The sequence below is a fragment of the Mesorhizobium sp. M0088 genome, from assembly GCF_040322895.1.
Lineage (GTDB): Bacteria > Pseudomonadota > Alphaproteobacteria > Rhizobiales > Rhizobiaceae > Mesorhizobium.
In genome coordinates, this window is sequence record NZ_JAMYUI010000038.1 from 17094 (window position 1) to 36533 (window position 19440).

The window sequence follows — 19440 nt, forward strand, 5'->3', positions numbered from 1 at the left end:
CTAGAAAAACGTCTTGGCGGCGGCTTCGGCATAGGTGCCGATCGGCCCGCCGATCAGCACGTAGAACAGCACGAAGGCGCCGGAGACGCCGAGCACGACACGCAATTCCGTCGCCATCGGCACGAAGCCGCCAACCGGTTCGTCGAACCACATGATCTTGATGATGCGCAGGTAGTAATAGGCGCCCACCACCGAGGCCAGCACGCCGATGATCGCCAGCGCATAGAGATTGGCGTTGATGGCGGCGAGGAAGACGTACCATTTCCCCCAGAAGCCGGCGAGCGGCGGAATGCCGGCCAGGGAGAACATCAGGATGGTCAGGATCGTCGCCATGATCGGATTGGTCGACGACAGGCCGGCCAGGTCGCTGATCTGCTCGACATTGCCTTCCTTGCGCCGCATGGCGAGGATGAAGGCGAAGGTGCCGAGCGTCATCACCAGATAGATCAGCATGTAGATGGCAACGCCGCGCACGCCGGCCTGGCTGTTGGCGGCAAGGCCGACCAGCGCGTAGCCCATATGGCCGATCGAGGAATAGGCCATAAGCCGCTTGATGTTGGTCTGGCCGATGGCGGCGAAAGCACCAAGCGCCATCGAGGCGATCGAGATGAAGACGATGATCTGCTGCCAGTCTGCGGCGATCGGCTTGAACGCGCCCATGGTGACGCGAACCATCAGCGCCATCGCCGCCATCTTGGGCGCCGCCGCCAAAAAGGCCGTCACCGGCGTCGGCGCGCCCTCATAGACGTCTGGCGTCCACATGTGGAACGGCACCGCCGAGATCTTGAAGGCCAGGCCGGCCAGCACGAAGACGAGGCCGAAAACGAGGCCAAGCTGGCGCTCGCCGCTGCCGAGCGCAGAAGCGATTTCCTGGAAGCCGGTGTTGCCGGTGTAGCCATAGACCAGGCTGATGCCATAGAGCAGCATGCCCGACGACAGCGCGCCGAGGACGAAATATTTGAGGCCAGCCTCAGTCGAACGCAGATTGTCGCGGTTGATCGCGCACAGCACGTAGATCGCCAGCGATTGCAGTTCGAGGCCGAGATAGAGCCCGATCATGCTATTGGCGGAGATCATCAGCATCATGCCGAGCGTGCACAGCAGGATCAGCACCGGATATTCGAACTTGTCGAAGCGTTCAGCCTTGGCAAAGCGCATCGACATCACCAGCGTCACCGCCGAGCCGACCAGCGCCAGCACCTTCATGAAGCGGGCGAAGGAATCCTGGATGAAGGCATTGCCGTAAGCGCTGCCCTGCCCGGTCCGGAAGATCAGCCAGGCGCCTGCGATCGCCAGCACGGCCACCGCAAGGCCGGTTACCGTGTTGGCCGTGTTGGCGCGCGAATAGGCTCCGACCATCAGCAGCGCCAGCGCGCCGACGGCAAGGATCAGCTCTGGCGTCGAGAGCGACAGGCTGGAGAGAAGGTCCGGCGTCATGGTTCGCAAAACCTCTGGTCAGTTCGCCGCCGCGGTCTGCGCGGCGCCGATGGATGCAGTGACATTGGTGACGAGCGACTTGACCGATTCGGCCGTCGCGTCGAAGACCGGGGCGGGATAGACGCCGAAGAAGATGACTAGAACGACCAGCGGGTAGATGATCACCTTCTCGCGCAGCGACAGGTCGAGCAGGCCCTTCAGGCTGTCCTTGGTCAGCGCACCGAAGATCACCCGGCGGTAGAGCCAGAGCGCGTAGGCGGCCGACAGGATGACGCCGGTGGCGGCGAAGAACGCCACCCAGGTGTTGACCCGGAACACGCCGAGCATGGTCAGGAACTCGCCGACGAAGCCGCTGGTACCGGGCAGGCCGACATTGGCCATGGTGAAGATCAGGAACACCGTGGCGTATTTCGGCATGTTGTTGACCAGGCCGCCATAGGCCGCGATCTCACGTGTGTGCATGCGGTCGTAGATGACACCGACGCACAGGAACAGCGCGCCGGAGACGAGGCCGTGGCTGAGCATCTGGAAGATCGCGCCCTGCACGCCTTCCTGGTTCATGGCGAAGATGCCCATGGTGACGAAGCCCATATGAGCAACCGACGAATAGGCGATCAGCTTCTTCATGTCCTCCTGCATCAGCGCCACCAGGGAGGTGTAGATGATGGCGACGACGGACAGCGCGAAGACCAGCGGCGCGAACATTTCCGACGCCAGCGGGAACATCGGCAAGGAGAACCGCAGGAAACCGTACCCGCCCATCTTCAACAGGATGCCGGCCAGGATGACGGAGCCCGCCGTTGGCGCCTCGACGTGCGCGTCGGGCAGCCAGGTGTGCACCGGCCACATCGGCATCTTCACCGCGAAGGAGGCGAAGAAGGCAAGCCATAGCCATGTCTGCATGTTGGCCGGGAAGTTGTGGGTCAGCAGCGTCGGGATGTCGGTTGTGCCGGACTGGAAGAACATCGCCATGATGGCGAGCAGCATCAGCACCGAGCCGGCGAGCGTGTAGAGGAAGAACTTGAACGAGGCGTAGACGCGCCGCTTGCCGCCCCAGACGCCGATGATGATGAACATCGGGATCAGGCCGGCTTCGAAGAAGACGTAGAACAGCACGATGTCCAGCGCGCAGAACACGCCGATCATCAGCGTTTCGAGCAGCAGGAAGGCGATCATGTAGGCCTTCACGCGCTTCTCGATCGATTCCCACGACGCCAGGATGCAGAGCGGCATCAGGAACGTCGTCAAGATGACGAACAGCATCGAGATGCCGTCGACGCCCATATGGTAGGAAATGCCGGAGTCGAGCCAGGCGACCTTCTCGACGAACTGGAAGCCGGACTGCGAATTGTCGAATCCGGTCCAGATGAACAGCGAGATGATGAACGTGAAAGTCGTCGTCAACAGCGCGATGGCGCGGATGTTGCGGCGTGCATTTTCGCTGTCGTCATTGATGAACAGGATAAGCAGCACACCAACCAGCGGCAGGAAGGTGACCAGCGAGAGGATTGGCCATGCGGTCATCAGAGCATCATCCAGGTGACGAGTGCGGCAACGCCGATCAGCATGGCGAAGGCGTAGTGGTAGAGATAGCCGGTCTGCAGCTTGACGACGCGGTCGGTGACATCGACGACGCGCGCCGCAATGCCATCCGGGCCAAGGCCGTCGATGATGGTGCCGTCGCCGGTCTTCCACAGGAAATGGCCGAGGCGCTTGGCGGGCCGCACGAACAGGAAGTCGTAGAGCTCGTCGAAATACCACTTGTTGAGCAGGAAGGCGTAGAGCCCGCGATGCTGCGCGGCGAGGTTGACCGGCATTTCCGGCGAGCGGATGTAGAATTTCCAGGCCAGCGCGAAGCCGATCAGCATGGCGATGAAGGGCGACAGTTCGACCCACAGCGGCAATTCGTGGATGTCGTGCAGGATGTGATTGTCAGGCAGTGTGAACAGCGATGCCTTCCAGAACTCGGCATAGCCCTCGCCGATGAAGGCACCGTGGAAGATGACGCCGGCAAACAGCGCGCCCGCGGCCAGGATGAACAGCGGCACCAGCATCACCGGCGGCGATTCATGGACATGGTGCATCACCTCATGGCTCGCCCGCGGCTTGCCGTGGAAGGTCATGAAGATCAGCCGCCAGGAGTAGAAGGAGGTGAAGCAGGCGGCGATGACCAAAAGCACGAAGGCCATGCCGGCAACCGAATTGTGGCCGGCAAAGGCGCTCTCGATGATGGCGTCCTTGGAGAAGAAGCCGGCGGTGCCGATGACCGTCACCGGAATGCCGACGCCGGTCAGCGCCAGCGTGCCGATCACCATCATCCAGTAGGTGGTCGGGATCAGTTTCCTGAGGCCGCCCATCTTGCGCATGTCCTGCTCGTCGGACACGGCATGGATGACCGAGCCCGAGCCGAGGAACAGCAGCGCCTTGAAGAAGGCATGCGTGAACAGGTGGAAGATCGCCGCGCCATAGGCGCCGACGCCGAGTGCCACGAACATGTAGCCGAGCTGCGAGCAGGTCGAGTAGGCGATGACGCGCTTGATGTCGTTCTGGACGAGACCGACGGTGGCCGCGAAGAAGGCCGTGAAGGCACCGATGAAGGTCACCACAGTCAGCGCCGAATGCGACAGTTCGAACAGCGGAGACAGCCGTGCCAGCATGAACACGCCGGCCGTCACCATGGTGGCGGCATGGATCAGCGCGGAAACCGGTGTCGGGCCTTCCATGGCATCCGGCAGCCAGGTGTGCAGCGGCACTTGCGCCGACTTGCCCATGGCGCCCATGAACAGGAGCAGGCAGACGATCGTCATGGCCGCCTGCTTGTCCAGCGCATAGCCGAGGAAGGTCAGCACCGCGGCGCCGTGCGGGGCGCCTTCGGCCGGAATGAACGTTGCCGCATTGGCAAAGATGGTGCCGAGATTGACCGAGCCGAACAGCACGAACAGGCCGAAAATGCCGAGCGCGAAGCCGAAATCGCCGACGCGGTTGACGACGAAGGCCTTGATTGCCGCGGCATTGGCCGACGGCTTCTTGTACCAGAAGCCGATCAGCAGATAGGAGGCGAGGCCCACCCCTTCCCAGCCGAAGAACATCTGCACCAGATTGTCTGATGTCACCAGCATCAGCATGGCGAAGGTGAACAGCGACAGATAGGCGAAGAAGCGCGGCCGGTTCGGATCGTGGTGCATGTAGCCGATCGAATAGATGTGAACCAGCGCCGACACGGTGTTGACCACCACCAGCATCACCACCGTCAGCGTGTCGATCCTGAGCGCCCAGGCCGCTTCCAGCCCGCCTGACTGGATCCAGCGCATCACCGGCACGGTGAACACCTCGCCATGGCCGAAACCGACGGTGAAGAAAGCGACCCACGACAGCACCGCCGCGATCACCAGGAAACCGGAGGTGATGTATTCGGACGCCTTGGCGCCGAGCGACGTGCCGAACAGGCCGACGATCAGGAAGCCGAGCAGGGGAAGGAAGACGATGGCCTGATACATGGTGGTTCCGTCAACCCTTCATCATGTTCACGTCTTCGACCGCGATCGAGCCGCGGTTGCGGAAGAAGACGACGAGAATGGCAAGCCCGATGGCGGCCTCAGCCGCCGCGACCGTCAGCACGAACAGCGCGAACACCTGGCCGACCAGATCGCCGAGTGCTGCCGAAAAGGCGACGAAATTGATGTTGACCGCCAGCAGGATCAGCTCGACCGACATCAGGATGACGATGACGTTCTTGCGGTTCAGGAAGATGCCGAACACGCCGAGCGTGAACAGAACAGCCGATACGGTCAGATAATGCGCGATGCCGACAACCATCTCAGAGTCCCTCGCCTGTCTTGACCTTGCGGATTTCCATACCGGTCGCCGGCGTGCGGCCGACCTGGGCTGCGGTCGACTGCCGCTTGACGCCTGGTTTATGGCGCAGCGTCAGCACAATGGCGCCGATCATGGCGACCAGCAGCACGAGGCCCGAAATCTGGAAATAGTAGAGGTAGTCGGTATAGAGGATGTCGCCGAGTGCGGCCGTGTTTGTTCGCGTGGCGAGATCCGGAATGGGCTTGGAGACCGTCGAGGCGAGCTGCGGCGCGAAAGTGTAGCCGCCGAGCACGACGATCAGCTCCGCCGCCAGGATCAGCCCGACCAGCGCGCCGATCGGCGCATATTGCAGAGCGCCCTCCTTCATCTCGGCGAAATCGACGTCGAGCATCATGACGACGAACAGGAACAGCACCATCACCGCGCCGACATAGACGACGAGCAGGATCATCGCCAGGAACTCGGCCCCGGTCAGCATGAACAGGCCGGCGGCGTTGAAAAAGGTCAGGATCAGGAACAGCACCGAATGCACGGGGTTGCGCGACGAAATGACCATGAACGCCGACGCCACCGCGACAAAGGCGAAGAGGTAGAAAAAGGCCGCCTCTAGTCCACTCAACATTGGGGATCCCCCGGGTTCCTGTACGAACAGGACGCTCGTCCTGTTTGTTGTCTCTGGCCTGGTTCCGCCTCCGGTTCCAAAGCCGCGTTGTCCTAGCCCATGTTCCGATCGGGTTGAAAGGCCCGATCGAAAGAAACATGGGCCACTCTGTATTCCGGAGCATGATCTGGTCCGAAAAGTCCGCAACTTTTCGGGATCATCCTCTGGACGAGGCCCCTGCCCCGCCCCATGCGTCAAATATCAGCGGTAGGGCGAGTCCAGCGAGATGTTGCGCGCCAGCTCGCGCTCCCACCGGTCGCCATTCGCCAACAGCTTGTCCTTGTCGTAGTAGAGTTCCTCACGCGTCTCCGTCGCGAATTCGAAATTCGGCCCCTCGACGATGGCGTCGACCGGGCAGGCTTCCTGGCAGAAGCCGCAATAGATGCACTTCACCATGTCGATGTCGTAGCGAACCGTGCGGCGCGTGCCGTCATTGCGGCGCGGGCCGGCCTCGATGGTGATGGCCTGCGCCGGGCAGATCGCCTCGCACAGCTTGCAGGCGATGCAGCGTTCCTCGCCATTGGGATAGCGGCGCAGCGCATGCTCTCCGCGGAAGCGCGGGCTGGTCGGCCCCTTCTCGTGCGGATAGTTGATCGTCTCCTTCGGCGCGAAGAACTGGCGCATCGACAGGAAGAAGGCGCTGACGAAATCCTGCAGCAGCAGCGATTTGGCGGCTTGGGAAAGAGCGCTCATTGTTGTGCTCCAAACGTCGTTACTGCCAGTATCGCCCCCAAGATGGACCAAAAAACCGGCATGAAATAGCGATATGCAAATGTGGTCATCTCACCAATCTTGCTCTTATTCCAACCCAAGATCGGCATCACATATCCGGCCGGCAGCCTCTCCTGGCTTTTAAGCACGAATGGCAAAACAGCGACGTAGCCGAATGTCGCAACCGCCAATCCACAAATCACACCGATCAGGCCAAGGAAAACTGTGCTCATGCCCATCCCGTGATCTTGAGGAAGGCGGCGGTGGCGACCACCATGAACAGCGAGATCGGCAGGAACACTTTCCAGCCAAGCCGCATCAATTGGTCGTAGCGGTAGCGCGGCACGAAGGCCTTCACCATGGAGATGCCGAAGAACACAAAGCAGACTTTCAGCACGAACCAGATGACGCCCGGCACCCAGGTGAACGGCGCGAAGTCGAACGGAGGCAGCCAGCCGCCGAGGAACAGGATGGTGGCCAGCGCGCACATCAGCACGATGGCGACATACTCGCCGAGGAAGAACAAAAGGAACGGCGTCGACGAATATTCGACCATGTGGCCGGCGACCAGCTCCGATTCGGCTTCCACCAGATCGAAAGGCGGCCGGTTCGTCTCGGCCAAGGCCGAGATGAAGAAGATGATGAACATCGGGAACAGCGCCAGCCAGTTCCAGTCGAGGAACGTGTTGGGCAGGCCAAGCCGCGTACCAATTCCATCATGCTGCGACAGCACGATATCGGTGAGGTTGAGCGAGCCGGCGGTGAGCAGAACGGTGACGATGACGAAGCCGATCGAGACTTCGTAGGACACCATCTGCGCCGCCGAACGCAGCGCGCCGAGGAACGGATACTTCGAGTTGGAGGCCCAGCCGCCCATGATCACGCCATAGACCTCGAGCGAGGAGATGGCGAAAACATAGAGGATGCCGACATTGACGTTGGCGATCGCCCAGCCCTGATCGACCGGGATGACCGCCCAGGCCGAGATCGCCAACACGGCCGACACCAGCGGCGCCAACAGGAACACGCCCTTGTTGGCGCCGGACGGGATGACCGGCTCCTTGAAGACGAACTTCAACAGATCGGCGAAAGCTTGCAGCGTGCCCCAGGGACCGACGACGTTCGGGCCACGGCGCAACTGCACCGCCGCCCAGATCTTGCGGTCGGCGTAGAGGATGTAGGCGACGAAGATCAAAAGCACGACGATCAGCACGACCGACTTCAACAGGATCAGCAGCGCCGGCAGCACGTAGAAGGAGAAGAAAGTGTCCATGCTTATTCCGCCGCCTGCTTGAAGCCGCTCTTGGCCAGTGCCGAGCATTCCGCCATCACGGCCGATGCCCGCGCGATCGGGTTGGTCAGGTAGAAATCCGTCACCGGCGAGGTGAAGGTGCCCTTGTTCAGCCGCCCGCCGAGCTTCGCCACCTCGGCGATATCCTCGGCATTGCCGGCCGCGACCTGATCGATACGGGCCAGATGCGGGTATTCGCCATAGAGCTTGGCGCGCAGCTGCGGCAGCGAATCGAACGGTAGTTTCTTGCCCAGCACATCCGACAGCGCCCGCAGGATCGCCCAGTCCTCGCGCGCCTCGCCCGGCGCGAAGCCGGCGCGGTTGGTCTGCTGCACGCGGCCTTCGGTGTTGACGTAGGTGGCCGACTTTTCCGTGTAGGCGGCCGCCGGCAGGATGACATTGGCGCGGTGCGCGCCCTGGTCGCCATGCGTGCCGATATAGACGACGAAAGCGCCGCCGGTCTTGGCCATGTCGATCTCGTCGGCGCCGAGCAGGAACAGGAGCTCCATTTCGCCCAGCATGCCGGCAACGTTTCTGCCGCCCTCGCCCGGCACGAAGCCGAGGTCGAGGCCGCCGACACGTCCGGCCGCGTTGTGCAGCACGGCAAAGCCGTTCCAGTCAGCGCGGGCAGCGTTTACGGCGGCGGCGAGCTTGGCCGCCTGTCCGAGCACGGCCGCGCCATCGGCACGCGCCAGCGCGCCCTGGCCAACGATGATCAGAGGGCGTGTCGCCTTCTTCAGCGTCTGGAAGAACTTGCCGTTGCCGTCGGCCAAATCCTTCAGCGAATCCGGTCCGGCGCCCAGCTGTTCGTAGTCGTAGCGGGTATCGCCGACATCGCCGATGACGCCGACCGGCAGATTGCCGATCCGCCAGCGCTTGCGGATACGGGCGTTGAGCACCGAGGCTTCATAGCGCGGATTGGCGCCGATGATCAGCACCGCATCGGCCTGCTCGATTCCTTCGATGGTCGGGTTGAAGATGTAGCTCGCACGGCCGAGCGCCGGGTCGAGTGCGGCGCCATCCTGGCGGCAATCGGTATTCTTCGAGCCGAGCGAAGCCATCAGCAGCTTGAGCGCATAGGTTTCCTCGACGGCGGCGAGATCGCCCGCGATAGCGCCGATCTTTTCGGGCGCCGTCTTCGATACCGCGTCCTTGATCGCGGCGAAGGCCTCGGCCCAGCTGGCGGCAACCAACCTGCCGTCCTTGCGCACATAGGGGCGGTCGAGACGCTGCGTGCGCAGGCCGTCCCAGATAAATCGGGTTTTGTCGGAGATCCACTCCTCGTTCACCGCCTCGTTGACGCGCGGCAGGATGCGCATCACTTCGCGGCCCCGGCTATCGACACGGATCGCCGAGCCGACCGCATCCATCACATCGATGGATTCGGTCTTGGTCAGCTCCCACGGCCGCGCCTGGAAGGCGAATGGCTTCGAGGTCAGCGCGCCGACCGGGCAAAGGTCGATGACATTGCCCTGCAGCTCCGACGTCATCGCCTGTTCGAGATAGGTGGTGATCTCGGCATCCTCGCCACGGCCGATCAGGCCCAGTTCGGAGATGCCGGCGACTTCGGTGGTGAAGCGGACGCAGCGCGTGCAGTGGATGCAGCGGTTCATCACCGTCTTGACCAGCGGTCCGATGTATTTGTCTTCGACCGCGCGCTTGTTCTCGTGATAGCGCGAGGAATCGACGCCGAACGCCATCGCCTGGTCCTGCAGGTCGCATTCGCCGCCCTGGTCGCAGATCGGGCAATCCAGCGGATGGTTGATCAGCAGGAACTCCATCACGCCTTCCCTGGCCTTCTTGACCATCGGCGTGTTGGTGAAGATTTCCGGCGCCTCGCCATTCGGCCCGGGACGCAGGTCGCGCACGTTCATGGCGCAGGAGGCCTGCGGCTTGGGCGGCCCGCCCTTCACCTCGATCAGGCACATGCGGCAATTGCCGGCGATCGAGAGCCGCTCATGGAAGCAGAAGCGCGGCACTTCCGCGCCAGCGTCTTCCGCCGCCTGCAGCAGCGTGTAGTGGTCGGGTACAGTGATCTCTTTCCCGTCGACCTTGAGCTTTGCCATTCGCCTCAAACCCCTGCGGAGTTCCCGCAATCTCTTTGTCCGGACGCGGTCGAGACCACGTCAGGCATTTCATTCACTTGACGGCGAGCGCCGCCGCTTGGGCTGTCCAATCGTCGCGGCCGATACGGCCGCCGAGCGACAGATAATCCTCGACCCAGGCAACCTCTTGCGGCGTCCATGCCGCGATCTGGGCATAGGTCCAGATACCGAGGCCGTTGAGAACCTTTTCCAGCTTCGGCCCGATGCCCGAGATGGCCTTGAGATCTGCCGGAATGGCCGGCTTCTCCATGGCGTTGGGCTGCCTGAAATCATCGGGCATCAGCGCATCGCCGGCGCCGCTTGTCGCCGGAGCGGCGTTTGCGGCCGGCACGGCAGTGGCGGCTTCCTTGGCGGCAATATCGGTGACCTCCCGGGCGAAGGACTGCGCCTCGGCGATCATGGTTTTCGCCGTCGCCCGTGCCTTGGTGGAGGAAGGACTTGGATCTTCGAACTGCGCGACGCGCGCCTCGAAATCATCGACGATCGGCTGCAGCAGCCGCTGCGAGGCTTCTGCTGCGCCTGAAAGCGCGCCCAGCCAGACGCCGAAAGCATGATTGGCGAGCCCGAGGCCAAGCGCCGACATCGCCGCCGCACCCGCCACAGGATGCACGAAAAGGTTGACGGCGCTGGCCATCTCCTTCGGCATCATCCTGGTCAAGTCCTGGTTCATCTTCTCGATCTGGTCCAAATTGGGCATCAGCGGGTTCGAATACGGCGCCATAGAGTTCTCCTGGTCGTTTCTTCGTTCGCCCCGCCCTTCGCTGCGGACTTCCGCCCGCGTAAACATTCTTCTATTCCGCCGCCACCATCACAGGCTCGGCCCGGTGCGCATTGCGCGAAAACTCGTCGATGCGCCGCTCCACTTCGCCGCGGAAATGCCGCATCAGTCCCTGGATCGGCCATGCCGCCGCGTCGCCAAGCGCGCAGATCGTATGGCCCTCGATCTGCTTGGTGACGTCGAGCAGCATATCGATCTCGCGCTTCTGCGCCTCGCCGCGCACCAGCCGTTCCATCACCCGCCACATCCAGCCGGTGCCTTCGCGGCATGGCGTGCACTGGCCGCAGCTCTCGTGCTTGTAGAAGTAGGAAAGCCGCGCGATCGCCTTCACGACATCGGTCGACTTGTCCATGACGATGACAGCCGCGGTTCCAAGGCCGGATTTGAGGTCGCGCAGCGCGTCGAAATCCATCGGCGTGTCGATGATCTGCTCGGCCGGCACCAGCGGCACCGAGGCGCCGCCCGGTATGACCGCCAAAAGATTGTCCCAGCCGCCGCGAATGCCGCCGCAATGCGTCTCGATGAGCTCGCGGAACGGAATCGACATCGCCTCTTCGACCGTGCACGGATTGTTGACGTGGCCGGAGATGCAAAACAGCTTGGTGCCGACATTGTTGGGCCGGCCGAAGGACGAGAACCAGGCCGCACCGCGGCGCAGGATGGTCGGCGCGACCGCGATCGATTCGACATTGTTGACCGTGGTCGGGCAGCCATAGAGGCCGACATTGGCCGGGAATGGCGGCTTCAGCCGCGGCTGGCCCTTCTTGCCTTCGAGGCTTTCGAGGAGTGCAGTCTCCTCGCCGCAGATATAGGCGCCGGCGCCGTGGTGCATGTAGATGTCGAAATCATAGCCGGAGGTGTTGTTCTTGCCGATCAGCTTGGCCTCATAGGCCTCCTCGATCGCGCGCTGCAGCGCCTCGCGCTCGCGGATGAACTCGCCGCGCACATAGATGTAGGCGGCAATCGCGCCCATGGCGAAGCCGGCAAGCAGCGCGCCCTCGACCAGCGTGTGCGGGTCGTTGCGCAGAATGTCGCGGTCCTTGCAGGTGCCGGGCTCGGATTCGTCGGCGTTGATGACGAGATAGCTCGGCCGGCCATCGCTCTGCTTGGGCATGAACGACCATTTGAGACCGGTCGGGAAGCCGGCGCCGCCGCGGCCGCGCAGGCCCGACGCCTTCATCTCGTTGACGATCCATTCGCGCCCCTTGGCAACGATGCCGGGCGTGTTGTCCCAGGCGCCGCGCGCCATCGCGCCGGCCAGCGACTTGTCGAACAGGCCGTAAATATTGGTGAAGATGCGGTCTTTGTCCTGAAGCATTTTTCGTCCCTCAGACCGGCTTCTTGCCGAAGACGCGGATGTATTCGGCGACGCCACCCTTGGCGAGCGCCTTGGCCTGCTTGACCCAGTCGTCGCGATCGATGCGGCCCTGGAAAGAGAGATAGCCATCCACCCACTCGCGTTCGGCCTTCTTCCACGACGCGACCTGCGCGAAGGTGAAAATGCCGAGCGTATGCAGGATGCCCTCGATCTTGGGGCCGACGCCGGAGATCAGCTTGAGGTCGTCGACCTGTGCCGGTTTATCGATTCCGGCCGGACGGTTTTTGTCCCCGAGCGACGGTTTGGCCGGCTTGGCCGCCGGCACCTTGACCTCCGGCGCCTTGAAGGCGGATGCCGGCTCGGCCTTGGTTATCGGACCGCTGCGCTGCTTGGAAACCTGCTCGACCTTGGAGTCCGCCTTGTTGGCGTTGGCGGCCGAATGCAGCGGCGCGGCAACGCTCGCCGCCTTTTCAACCGCCGGCGCGACCTTGGTTTTTGAAGGCGTCTTCAATGCCGGGCTGGTTTCAGGGGCGTCGGTCTTCGGCTTGCTGGTGTTGGACGGTGCGACAGGGGCCGCGGCCGGCCCCGGCACAGGCGCCGCGATGATCGCGTCGGGCGCCGCCCTGGCGGCCTTGGCGGCCTCCCTGGCCTCCCTTTCGCGGGTCGACTTGAGGATCGCCTTTTCGCTCTTCAGCGTGGTGAGGCCGGAGGCCGGCTCGGAGCCGGTGCGGCCGTTCTGCGGCCCCGGTTCCACCGAAGCACCCTTGCCGGCGTCATAGAGATCGATGATTTCAGCCAGGCGTTCCGGCGTCAGATCCTCGAACGTGTCCTTGAAGATCATGACCATCGGCGCGTTGACGCAGGCGCCAAGGCATTCGACCTCTTCCCAGGACAAGGTGCCCTTGTCGTTGGCGTGGAACTGGTCGTGATGGATTTTGGAGCGGCACACATCCATCAGCGCTTCCGAACCGCGCAGCATGCAGGGCGTGGTGCCGCAGACCTGGATATGCGCACGCGTGCCGACCGGATTCAACTGGTACTGCGTGTAGAAGGTCGCGACTTCGAGCCCGCGGATACGCGGCATGCCGAGCATGTCGGAAATCGTCTCGATGGCCGCCTTCGTCACCCAGCCTTCCTGCTCCTGCGCTATCATCAGCAAGGGAATGATGGCCGACTGCTCACGGCCCTTCGGGTACTTCTTGATCCATTGCTTCGCCGCAGCCGCGTTCGCCCGGTTGAAGGCGAAGGATGCTGGCTGGACGCTGGCTTCTGCGAGACGGCGGACTGACATTTAGCGATCGACCTCACCAAACACGATGTCGAGGGAGCCGAGAACGGCGGTGACGTCGGCCAGCATGTGGCCGCGGCAGAGGAAATCCATCGCCTGCAGATGCGCGAAACCCGGCGCGCGCAGCTTGCAGCGGTAGGGCTTGTTGGAGCCGTCGGAAACCAGATAGACGCCGAATTCGCCCTTCGGCGCCTCGACCGCGGCGTAAACCTCGCCGGCCGGCACGCGATAACCCTCGGTGTAGAGCTTGAAGTGATGGATCAGCGCTTCCATCGAGCGCTTCATCGCCTGGCGCTTGGGCGGCACCACCTTGCCGTCGAGGTTCGACACCGGCCCGGTGCTTTCCTTGCCGAGCAGGAGATCGACGCACTGGCGCATGATCTTCGCAGACTGGCGCATTTCTTCCATGCGCACGAGGTACCGGTCGAAGCAGTCGCCGTTCTTGCCGATCGGAATGTCGAAATCCATTTCCGAATAGCATTCATAGGGTTGCGACTTGCGCAGGTCCCAGGGAGCACCCGAACCGCGCACCATCACGCCCGAAAAACCCCAGGCCCAGGCATCGGCCAGCGAGACGATGCCGATGTCGACATTGCGCTGCTTGAAGATGCGGTTGCCGGTCAGCAGCTGATCGAGGTCGTCGATCGACTTCAGGAACGGGTCGATCCACTTGCCGATGTCCTCGACCAATTTCTGCGGCAGATCCTGATGGACGCCACCGGGGCGAAAGTAAGCGGCATGCATGCGCGAACCCGAGGCGCGCTCATAGAACACCATCAGCTTTTCGCGCTCGACGAAGCCCCACAGCGGCGGCGTCAGCGCGCCGACGTCCATCGCCTGCGTCGTCACATTGAGGATGTGCGACATGATGCGGCCGATTTCGCAGTAGAGAACGCGGATCAGCTGGCCGCGCTTCGGCACTTCGATGCCGAGCAGGCGCTCGGCGGCAAGCGCGAAGGCGTGCTCCTGGTTCATCGGCGCGCAATAGTCGAGCCGGTCGAGATAGGGAATCGCCTGCAGGTAGGTTTTGGCCTCGATCAGCTTTTCGGTGCCGCGATGCAAGAGCCCGATATGCGGATCGACGCGATCGACGACTTCGCCGTCCAGCTCCAGCACAAGGCGCAAAACGCCGTGCGCCGCAGGGTGTTGCGGGCCGAAATTGATGTTGAAGTTGCGGACCGAAGTTTCAGCCATTTACTGCTTTGCCTTCTCGTCACCCGGCAGCACGTAATCCGTACCTTCCCACGGGGACAAAAAATCGAAATTGCGGAATTCCTGCTTGAGCTCGACCGGCTCATAGATAACGCGCTTGGCCTCGTCGTCGTAGCGCACCTCGACGAAGCCGGTCAGCGGGAAATCCTTGCGCAGCGGATGGCCTTCGAAACCATAGTCGGTCAACAGGCGGCGCAAATCGGGATGGCCCGAAAACAGCACGCCGTAGAGATCGTAGGTCTCGCGCTCGAACCAGTCGGCACCGGGAAAGACGCCGGTGATCGATGGCACCATGGTTTCCTCGTCGGCCTGCACCTTGATGCGGATGCGCACATTCTGCTTCGGCGACAACAGATGATAGACGACGTCGAAGCGCTTGGCCCGCGACGGATAGTCGGCGCCGCAGACGTCGATGATCGAGATGAACTGGCAGCGCGCATCGTCGCGCAGGAAGGTCATGACCTCGACCAGATCGCGCGGCTCGACGCGGATGGTGAGTTCGCCATAGGCGATATCAGCCTCGTTCACGCGGCCGATCAGCTTCTCGCCGAGATAGTTCGACAGTTCGCTCAGGGATGCGGTCATGGATTTACCGTTCGATCGTGCCGGTGCGGCGGATCTTCTTCTGCAAGAGAAGAATGCCGTAGAGCAGCGCTTCGGCGCTCGGCGGGCAGCCGGGCACATAGATATCGACGGGCACGATGCGGTCGCAGCCGCGCACCACCGAATAGGAGTAGTGGTAGTAGCCGCCGCCATTGGCGCAGGAGCCCATCGATATGACGTAGCGCGGTTCCGGCATCTGGTCGTAGACCTTGCGCAGCGCCGGCGCCATCTTGTTGGTCAGCGTGCCGGCGACGATCATGATGTCGGACTGGCGCGGGGACGCGCGCGGCGCGACGCCGAACCGCTCCGAATCATAGCGCGGCATCGAGGTGTGGATCATCTCGACCGCGCAGCAAGCGAGGCCGAACGTCATGAACATCAGCGACCCGCTGCGCGCCCAGGTGATGAGCGCCTCGGTCGAAGTGACCAAAAAGCCCTTGTCGGCCAACTCGTTGTTGATCTCGAGGAAGAAGGGATCGTCCTCCCCCACCGGCCTGCCGGTGTTGGGATCGATAATACCCTTGGGCTTCGGCGCGACGAGGGTGCCTGAACTGTCGTTCAATCCCATTCCAGCGCTCCTTTTTTCCATTCATAGGCAAAGCCGATGGTCAGCACCGCCAAAAACACCATCATCGACCAGAAACCGAGCATGCCGATCTTCGAAAACGACACCGCCCACGGAAACAGGAAGGCCACTTCCAGGTCGAAGATGATGAACAGGATCGACACCAGGTAGAAACGGATGTCGAACTTCATGCGGGCGTCGTCGAACGAGTTGAAACCGCACTCATAGGCGGAAAGCTTTTCGGGATCGGGATTGCGGTAGGCCACCAGGAAGGGCGCGGCCAGCAGCGCCAGGCCGACAACCAGCGCCACGCCTATGAACAGGACGATGGGCAGGTATGAGCTCAAGAGTGCGTTCATGCTCGGCTTTCCGTTGGCGCCAATCCAGTTTGATTACAGCACCGGACCCTAATGCGGAAGCGTGACAGTTTAACCGCTGAACCGTTTTAAGGGCCTATGCTGCAACGCGGCGAGGGTTAGCGCAGCACTTCCAGCGAAGCAAGTCAAACCTTGTTCAAAACACCGACCTGGACGGCATATCGCGGCAAACTGGTCCGATCCGCTCCTGTTTGATTTCCTTCGCTTTTTACTCCACTTTTCTCTCCTGACATGGATGCCGCCAAAACCCTGCTAGCATGGGTTGGAATCAGCCATTCGACCCTCGGTCAAAACACTTCAAAGTGATGCCTGCATGAAGGAAAAGATTTCGCTCCCCACGGCCCGTCGCATCGCGCTTGCCGCCCAGGGGTTTCTCGATCCCCGCCCGACCGGCACGCCCGACCGCCGGCATTTTGCCCGCACCCTCTCCCGCACCGGCCTGCTGCAGATCGATTCCGTCAGCGCGGTGGTGCGCGCTCATTATATGCCGCTCTATTCGCGCCTTGGTCCCTACCCGTTCTCGCTGCTCGACAACGCGGCCGTGACGCGTAAGCGCACGGTTTTCGAATACTGGGCGCACGAGGCGTCCTTCCTGCCGGTCGAGACCTACCCGCTGATGCGCTGGCGCATGCAGCGCGCCGAGCGCGGCGACGAAATGTATCTGGGCCTCGCCAAATGGGGCCGCGAACATGCCGCCTATATCGAGGAGATCTACCGCCAGGTCGCCGAGCGCGGCCCGATCGCCGCTTCCGCGCTCGAAGGCCAGAAAGGCTCGGGCGGCTGGTGGGGCTGGAGCCACGCCAAGCATGCCTTCGAATGGCTGTTCTGGGCCGGACGCATCACCACGGCGCACCGTCGCGGTTTCGAGCGCTTCTATGATCTGCCCGAGCGCGTGCTGCCGCAGGCGGTCCTCGATCTGCCGGTGCCGACGCCTGAGGACGCGCACCGCGAATTGCTGCGCATTTCCGCCCGCGCCCACGGCGTGGCGACTTCAGGCGATTTGCGCGATTATTTCCGCCTGTCGCCGGCCGATATGAAAGGCCGGTTGGAGGAACTGGTTGAAACCGGCGAATTGCTGCCGATGCGCGTCGAAGGCTGGGACAAGCCGGCCTATCTTCACCGGGATGCCCGCCTGCCGCGCAAAGTCGAGGCCCGCGCCCTGCTGGCGCCGTTCGATCCTGTCGTCTTCGAACGCTCGCGCACAGAGCGGCTGTTCGACTTCCACTACCGCATCGAGATCTACACGCCGGCCGACAAGCGGCAATACGGCTACTATGTCCTGCCGTTCCTGCTCGGCGACAGGATCGTGGCACGCGTCGACCTCAAGGCAGATCGTCCGGCCAGCGTGCTGCGGGTCCATGCGGCCTACGCCGAGCCCAAGGCGCCACCTGAAACCGCTGCAGAACTGTTCGAGGAATTGAAGCAGATGCAGGGCTGGCTTGGCCTTGAGCGCATGGAAGTGACCCCGGCCGGCGATTTGGGTCCGGCGCTGGCCGACATCGCCATGTCGTAAGCTCGCGTTGACACCGCCGCCCGCAAAAGCCTAAATCCGGTTCAGATGGTCTCTTGCCCGCAACGGCAAGAGCTAAGAGGGAATGCGGTGCGGGGCAAAATCCCAAATCCGCGGCTGTCCCCGCAACTGTAAGCGAAGAGCCAAGGCCGAAAGCCACTGGGAGTTCCCGGGAAGGCGGCTACCCAAGGCGATGACCCGCGAGCCAGGAGACCTGCCGTCTGCGACTATAGAATCCGATCGCCCGGCGGGTTTCCGGGCAAGGAGCCCGATCTTTGGACCACGACAGCAGTTTTTCGGCTGGCACAGCGGATATTTCGTCCGGCCATGATGATGCCTTGGCCGGCGTCACCATCATCGTCTGCGCCTCCTGCCGCGATGAGACCGGCTCCGACGCCCATCCTCGCGCCGGCGAATTGCTGGCGGAGGATACGCGCCGCGCCGCATCCGGCGACGACATCCGCATCCGCAGCGTCGAATGCCTTGGCAATTGCAAGCGGCGCCTCAGCGCCGCCATCCTGCGCGACGGCTGCTGGAGCTATGTCTTTGGCGACCTGACCGAGACCAGCGGCGCCGACCTCGTCACGGGCGCCAAGCTTTTCGCCACCTCGACCGACGGTCTCATTCCCTGGCGTGGCCGTCCCGATAGCCTGAAGCGTGGCCTCGTTGCCCGCATCCCTCCCCTCGACATGCTGAAGGACTGACCATGACTGCCCCAGATTCGTCTGCGAACCTCTCCCGCGTTCCCTGCACCGTCGTCACCGGCTTCCTCGGCGCCGGCAAGACGACGCTGGTCCGCCATCTCCTGGAAAACGCCGGCGGCAAGCGCATTGCCATCATCGTCAACGAGTTTGGCGACATCGGCATCGACGGCGAGATCCTGAAGGGCTGCGGCATCGACACCTGCCCGGAGGAAAACATCGTCGAACTGGCCAATGGCTGCATCTGCTGCACCGTCGCCGATGATTTCGTCCCGGCGCTTGACAAGATCCTGTCGCTGACGCCGAGGGTCGACCACATCCTGATCGAGACTTCGGGCCTGGCGCTGCCCAAGCCGCTGGTCCAGGCCTTCCAGTGGCCGAGCGTGAAAAGCCGGGTGACTGTCGATGGCGTCATTGCCGTGGTCGACGGCCCGGCCTTGGCCGAAGGCCGCGTCGCCAACGACATGGATGCCCTGCAGGCGCAGCGCGCCGGGGACGAGACGCTCGACCACGACGACCCGGTGGAAGAACTGTTCGAGGACCAGATCGCCTGCGCCGACCTGATCATCCTGTCGAAGAGCGACCTGATGGACGCCGCCGGCACCGCCCGCGCCAATACCATCATTGGCGAACACTCCGCCCGCGCGGTGAAGATCGTGCCGACATCGCATGGCAAGGTCGATCCCTCGGTGCTGCTCGGGCTCGGTCTCGCCGTCGAGGACGACATCCAGAACCGCAAGTCCCATCATGACGGCGCGTTCGACCACGAGCATGACGACTTCGACACCTTCATCGTCGACATTGCCTCGATCGCCAATCCGGACGAGCTGGCAAAGCGCGTCGCCACCGTCGCAGAAGAAGAGAACGTGCTGCGCGTAAAAGGCTTCGTCGAAGTCGGCGGCAAGCCGATGCGGCTCTTGCTGCAGGCCGTCGGGCCGCGCGTCAATCATTACTATGACCGCGCCTGGACTGCGCAGGACGACCGCCGCTCGCGTCTCGTCGTCATCGGCCTGAAAGGGCTGAACCGCCCGGCGATCGAGCGTATACTCGCCGGCTGATTTCGGACA

Annotated in this window: 19 protein-coding genes and 1 riboswitch; of the genes, 3 read left to right on the top strand and 16 right to left on the bottom strand. The window is 62.9% G+C overall.

Going from position 1 to position 19440, the window contains the following annotated elements; translation table 11 throughout:
* From nuoN to NKJ67_RS32600, 16 genes are all read right to left on the bottom strand, one after another.
* Positions 1-1437: an NADH-quinone oxidoreductase subunit NuoN gene (gene nuoN / locus NKJ67_RS32525; protein ID WP_127267201.1), complete on the bottom strand. Its 1437-nt coding sequence runs from the start codon at positions 1435-1437 to the stop codon at positions 1-3.
* Between the two features lie 18 nt (positions 1438-1455).
* Positions 1456-2961 carry an NADH-quinone oxidoreductase subunit M gene (locus tag NKJ67_RS32530; RefSeq protein ID WP_127331476.1) on the bottom strand — a complete coding sequence of 502 codons (1506 nt, stop codon included), beginning with the start codon at positions 2959-2961 and terminating at the stop codon, positions 1456-1458.
* Positions 2961-4934: an NADH-quinone oxidoreductase subunit L gene (gene nuoL / locus NKJ67_RS32535; RefSeq protein WP_127267203.1), complete on the bottom strand. Its 1974-nt coding sequence runs from the start codon at positions 4932-4934 to the stop codon at positions 2961-2963. Before nuoL ends, NKJ67_RS32530 begins: the two co-directional genes overlap by 1 nt.
* A gap of 10 nt (positions 4935-4944) precedes the next feature.
* On the bottom strand, positions 4945-5253 hold the full coding sequence (gene nuoK, locus NKJ67_RS32540; RefSeq protein ID WP_010910101.1) for an NADH-quinone oxidoreductase subunit NuoK: 309 nt from the start codon (positions 5251-5253) through the stop codon (positions 4945-4947).
* A 1-nt stretch (position 5254) separates the two neighbouring features.
* The gene (locus NKJ67_RS32545; protein ID WP_352585419.1) at positions 5255-5875 is read right to left on the bottom strand and encodes an NADH-quinone oxidoreductase subunit J; all 621 of its coding nucleotides are present in this window, start codon (positions 5873-5875) and stop codon (positions 5255-5257) included.
* Between the two features lie 240 nt (positions 5876-6115).
* Entirely contained in the window at positions 6116-6607 is a 492-nt protein-coding gene (gene nuoI, locus NKJ67_RS32550; RefSeq protein ID WP_023812382.1) for an NADH-quinone oxidoreductase subunit NuoI, read from the bottom strand.
* A complete protein-coding gene (locus NKJ67_RS32555; RefSeq protein ID WP_127810074.1) occupies positions 6604-6858 on the bottom strand; it encodes a hypothetical protein in 255 nt (84 codons plus the stop codon). Before NKJ67_RS32555 ends, nuoI begins: the two co-directional genes overlap by 4 nt.
* Positions 6855-7898: an NADH-quinone oxidoreductase subunit NuoH gene (gene nuoH / locus NKJ67_RS32560; protein ID WP_352585422.1), complete on the bottom strand. Its 1044-nt coding sequence runs from the start codon at positions 7896-7898 to the stop codon at positions 6855-6857. The genes NKJ67_RS32555 and nuoH overlap by 4 nt, the downstream gene beginning before the upstream one ends.
* Positions 7899-7900: 2 nt before the next feature.
* On the bottom strand, positions 7901-9982 hold the full coding sequence (gene nuoG / locus NKJ67_RS32565; RefSeq protein WP_256747674.1) for an NADH-quinone oxidoreductase subunit NuoG: 2082 nt from the start codon (positions 9980-9982) through the stop codon (positions 7901-7903).
* Positions 9983-10055: 73 nt separating this feature from the next.
* Positions 10056-10742 (bottom strand): helix-hairpin-helix domain-containing protein, encoded by a 687-nt coding sequence (locus NKJ67_RS32570; RefSeq protein ID WP_128308289.1) that lies wholly within the window; start codon positions 10740-10742, stop codon positions 10056-10058.
* 70 nt (positions 10743-10812) lie between these two features.
* A complete protein-coding gene (nuoF, locus tag NKJ67_RS32575; protein WP_127268495.1) occupies positions 10813-12117 on the bottom strand; it encodes an NADH-quinone oxidoreductase subunit NuoF in 1305 nt (434 codons plus the stop codon).
* A gap of 10 nt (positions 12118-12127) precedes the next feature.
* Positions 12128-13408, bottom strand: coding sequence for an NADH-quinone oxidoreductase subunit E (locus NKJ67_RS32580; RefSeq protein WP_127268494.1), 1281 nt, complete (start codon positions 13406-13408; stop codon positions 12128-12130).
* Positions 13409-14599 (bottom strand): NADH-quinone oxidoreductase subunit D, encoded by a 1191-nt coding sequence (locus NKJ67_RS32585; RefSeq protein ID WP_023812387.1) that lies wholly within the window; start codon positions 14597-14599, stop codon positions 13409-13411. It abuts the gene before it with no gap.
* Positions 14600-15202 (bottom strand): NADH-quinone oxidoreductase subunit C, encoded by a 603-nt coding sequence (locus NKJ67_RS32590; protein WP_127382173.1) that lies wholly within the window; start codon positions 15200-15202, stop codon positions 14600-14602.
* A 4-nt stretch (positions 15203-15206) separates the two neighbouring features.
* Positions 15207-15788: a NuoB/complex I 20 kDa subunit family protein gene (locus NKJ67_RS32595; RefSeq protein ID WP_013531090.1), complete on the bottom strand. Its 582-nt coding sequence runs from the start codon at positions 15786-15788 to the stop codon at positions 15207-15209.
* On the bottom strand, positions 15779-16144 hold the full coding sequence (locus NKJ67_RS32600) for an NADH-quinone oxidoreductase subunit A (protein WP_010910112.1): 366 nt from the start codon (positions 16142-16144) through the stop codon (positions 15779-15781). The genes NKJ67_RS32595 and NKJ67_RS32600 overlap by 10 nt, the downstream gene beginning before the upstream one ends.
* Before the next feature lie 331 nt (positions 16145-16475).
* Here NKJ67_RS32600 and NKJ67_RS32605 point away from each other — a divergent pair, with 331 nt between their 5' ends.
* The 3 genes from NKJ67_RS32605 (at position 16476) to cobW (ending at position 19431) form a co-directional block, all read left to right on the top strand.
* On the top strand, positions 16476-17675 hold the full coding sequence (locus NKJ67_RS32605) for a winged helix-turn-helix domain-containing protein (protein WP_352585426.1): 1200 nt from the start codon (positions 16476-16478) through the stop codon (positions 17673-17675).
* 29 nt (positions 17676-17704) lie between these two features.
* A riboswitch (cobalamin riboswitch) is annotated at positions 17705-17908 on the top strand.
* A gap of 39 nt (positions 17909-17947) precedes the next feature.
* Positions 17948-18376, top strand: a complete 429-nt coding sequence (locus tag NKJ67_RS32610; RefSeq protein WP_292337624.1) for a DUF1636 family protein — start codon at positions 17948-17950, stop codon at positions 18374-18376.
* A 2-nt stretch (positions 18377-18378) separates the two neighbouring features.
* Entirely contained in the window at positions 18379-19431 is a 1053-nt protein-coding gene (gene cobW / locus NKJ67_RS32615; protein WP_292337623.1) for a cobalamin biosynthesis protein CobW, read from the top strand.
* Positions 19432-19440: the final 9 nt, after the last annotated feature.

Coding starts and splice junctions, on each gene's coding strand:
- nuoN (WP_127267201.1), bottom strand. CDS start 1,437: ATGACGCCGGACCTTCTCTCCAGCCTGTCGCTCTCGACGCCAGAGCTG.
- NKJ67_RS32530 (WP_127331476.1), bottom strand. CDS start 2,961: ATGACCGCATGGCCAATCCTCTCGCTGGTCACCTTCCTGCCGCTGGTT.
- nuoL (WP_127267203.1), bottom strand. CDS start 4,934: ATGTATCAGGCCATCGTCTTCCTTCCCCTGCTCGGCTTCCTGATCGTC.
- nuoK (WP_010910101.1), bottom strand. CDS start 5,253: ATGGTTGTCGGCATCGCGCATTATCTGACCGTATCGGCTGTTCTGTTC.
- NKJ67_RS32545 (WP_352585419.1), bottom strand. CDS start 5,875: ATGTTGAGTGGACTAGAGGCGGCCTTTTTCTACCTCTTCGCCTTTGTC.
- nuoI (WP_023812382.1), bottom strand. CDS start 6,607: ATGAGCGCTCTTTCCCAAGCCGCCAAATCGCTGCTGCTGCAGGATTTC.
- NKJ67_RS32555 (WP_127810074.1), bottom strand. CDS start 6,858: ATGAGCACAGTTTTCCTTGGCCTGATCGGTGTGATTTGTGGATTGGCG.
- nuoH (WP_352585422.1), bottom strand. CDS start 7,898: ATGGACACTTTCTTCTCCTTCTACGTGCTGCCGGCGCTGCTGATCCTG.
- nuoG (WP_256747674.1), bottom strand. CDS start 9,982: ATGGCAAAGCTCAAGGTCGACGGGAAAGAGATCACTGTACCCGACCAC.
- NKJ67_RS32570 (WP_128308289.1), bottom strand. CDS start 10,742: ATGGCGCCGTATTCGAACCCGCTGATGCCCAATTTGGACCAGATCGAG.
- nuoF (WP_127268495.1), bottom strand. CDS start 12,117: ATGCTTCAGGACAAAGACCGCATCTTCACCAATATTTACGGCCTGTTC.
- NKJ67_RS32580 (WP_127268494.1), bottom strand. CDS start 13,408: ATGTCAGTCCGCCGTCTCGCAGAAGCCAGCGTCCAGCCAGCATCCTTC.
- NKJ67_RS32585 (WP_023812387.1), bottom strand. CDS start 14,599: ATGGCTGAAACTTCGGTCCGCAACTTCAACATCAATTTCGGCCCGCAA.
- NKJ67_RS32590 (WP_127382173.1), bottom strand. CDS start 15,202: ATGACCGCATCCCTGAGCGAACTGTCGAACTATCTCGGCGAGAAGCTG.
- NKJ67_RS32595 (WP_013531090.1), bottom strand. CDS start 15,788: ATGGGATTGAACGACAGTTCAGGCACCCTCGTCGCGCCGAAGCCCAAG.
- NKJ67_RS32600 (WP_010910112.1), bottom strand. CDS start 16,144: ATGAACGCACTCTTGAGCTCATACCTGCCCATCGTCCTGTTCATAGGC.
- NKJ67_RS32605 (WP_352585426.1), top strand. CDS start 16,476: ATGAAGGAAAAGATTTCGCTCCCCACGGCCCGTCGCATCGCGCTTGCC.
- cobW (WP_292337623.1), top strand. CDS start 18,379: ATGACTGCCCCAGATTCGTCTGCGAACCTCTCCCGCGTTCCCTGCACC.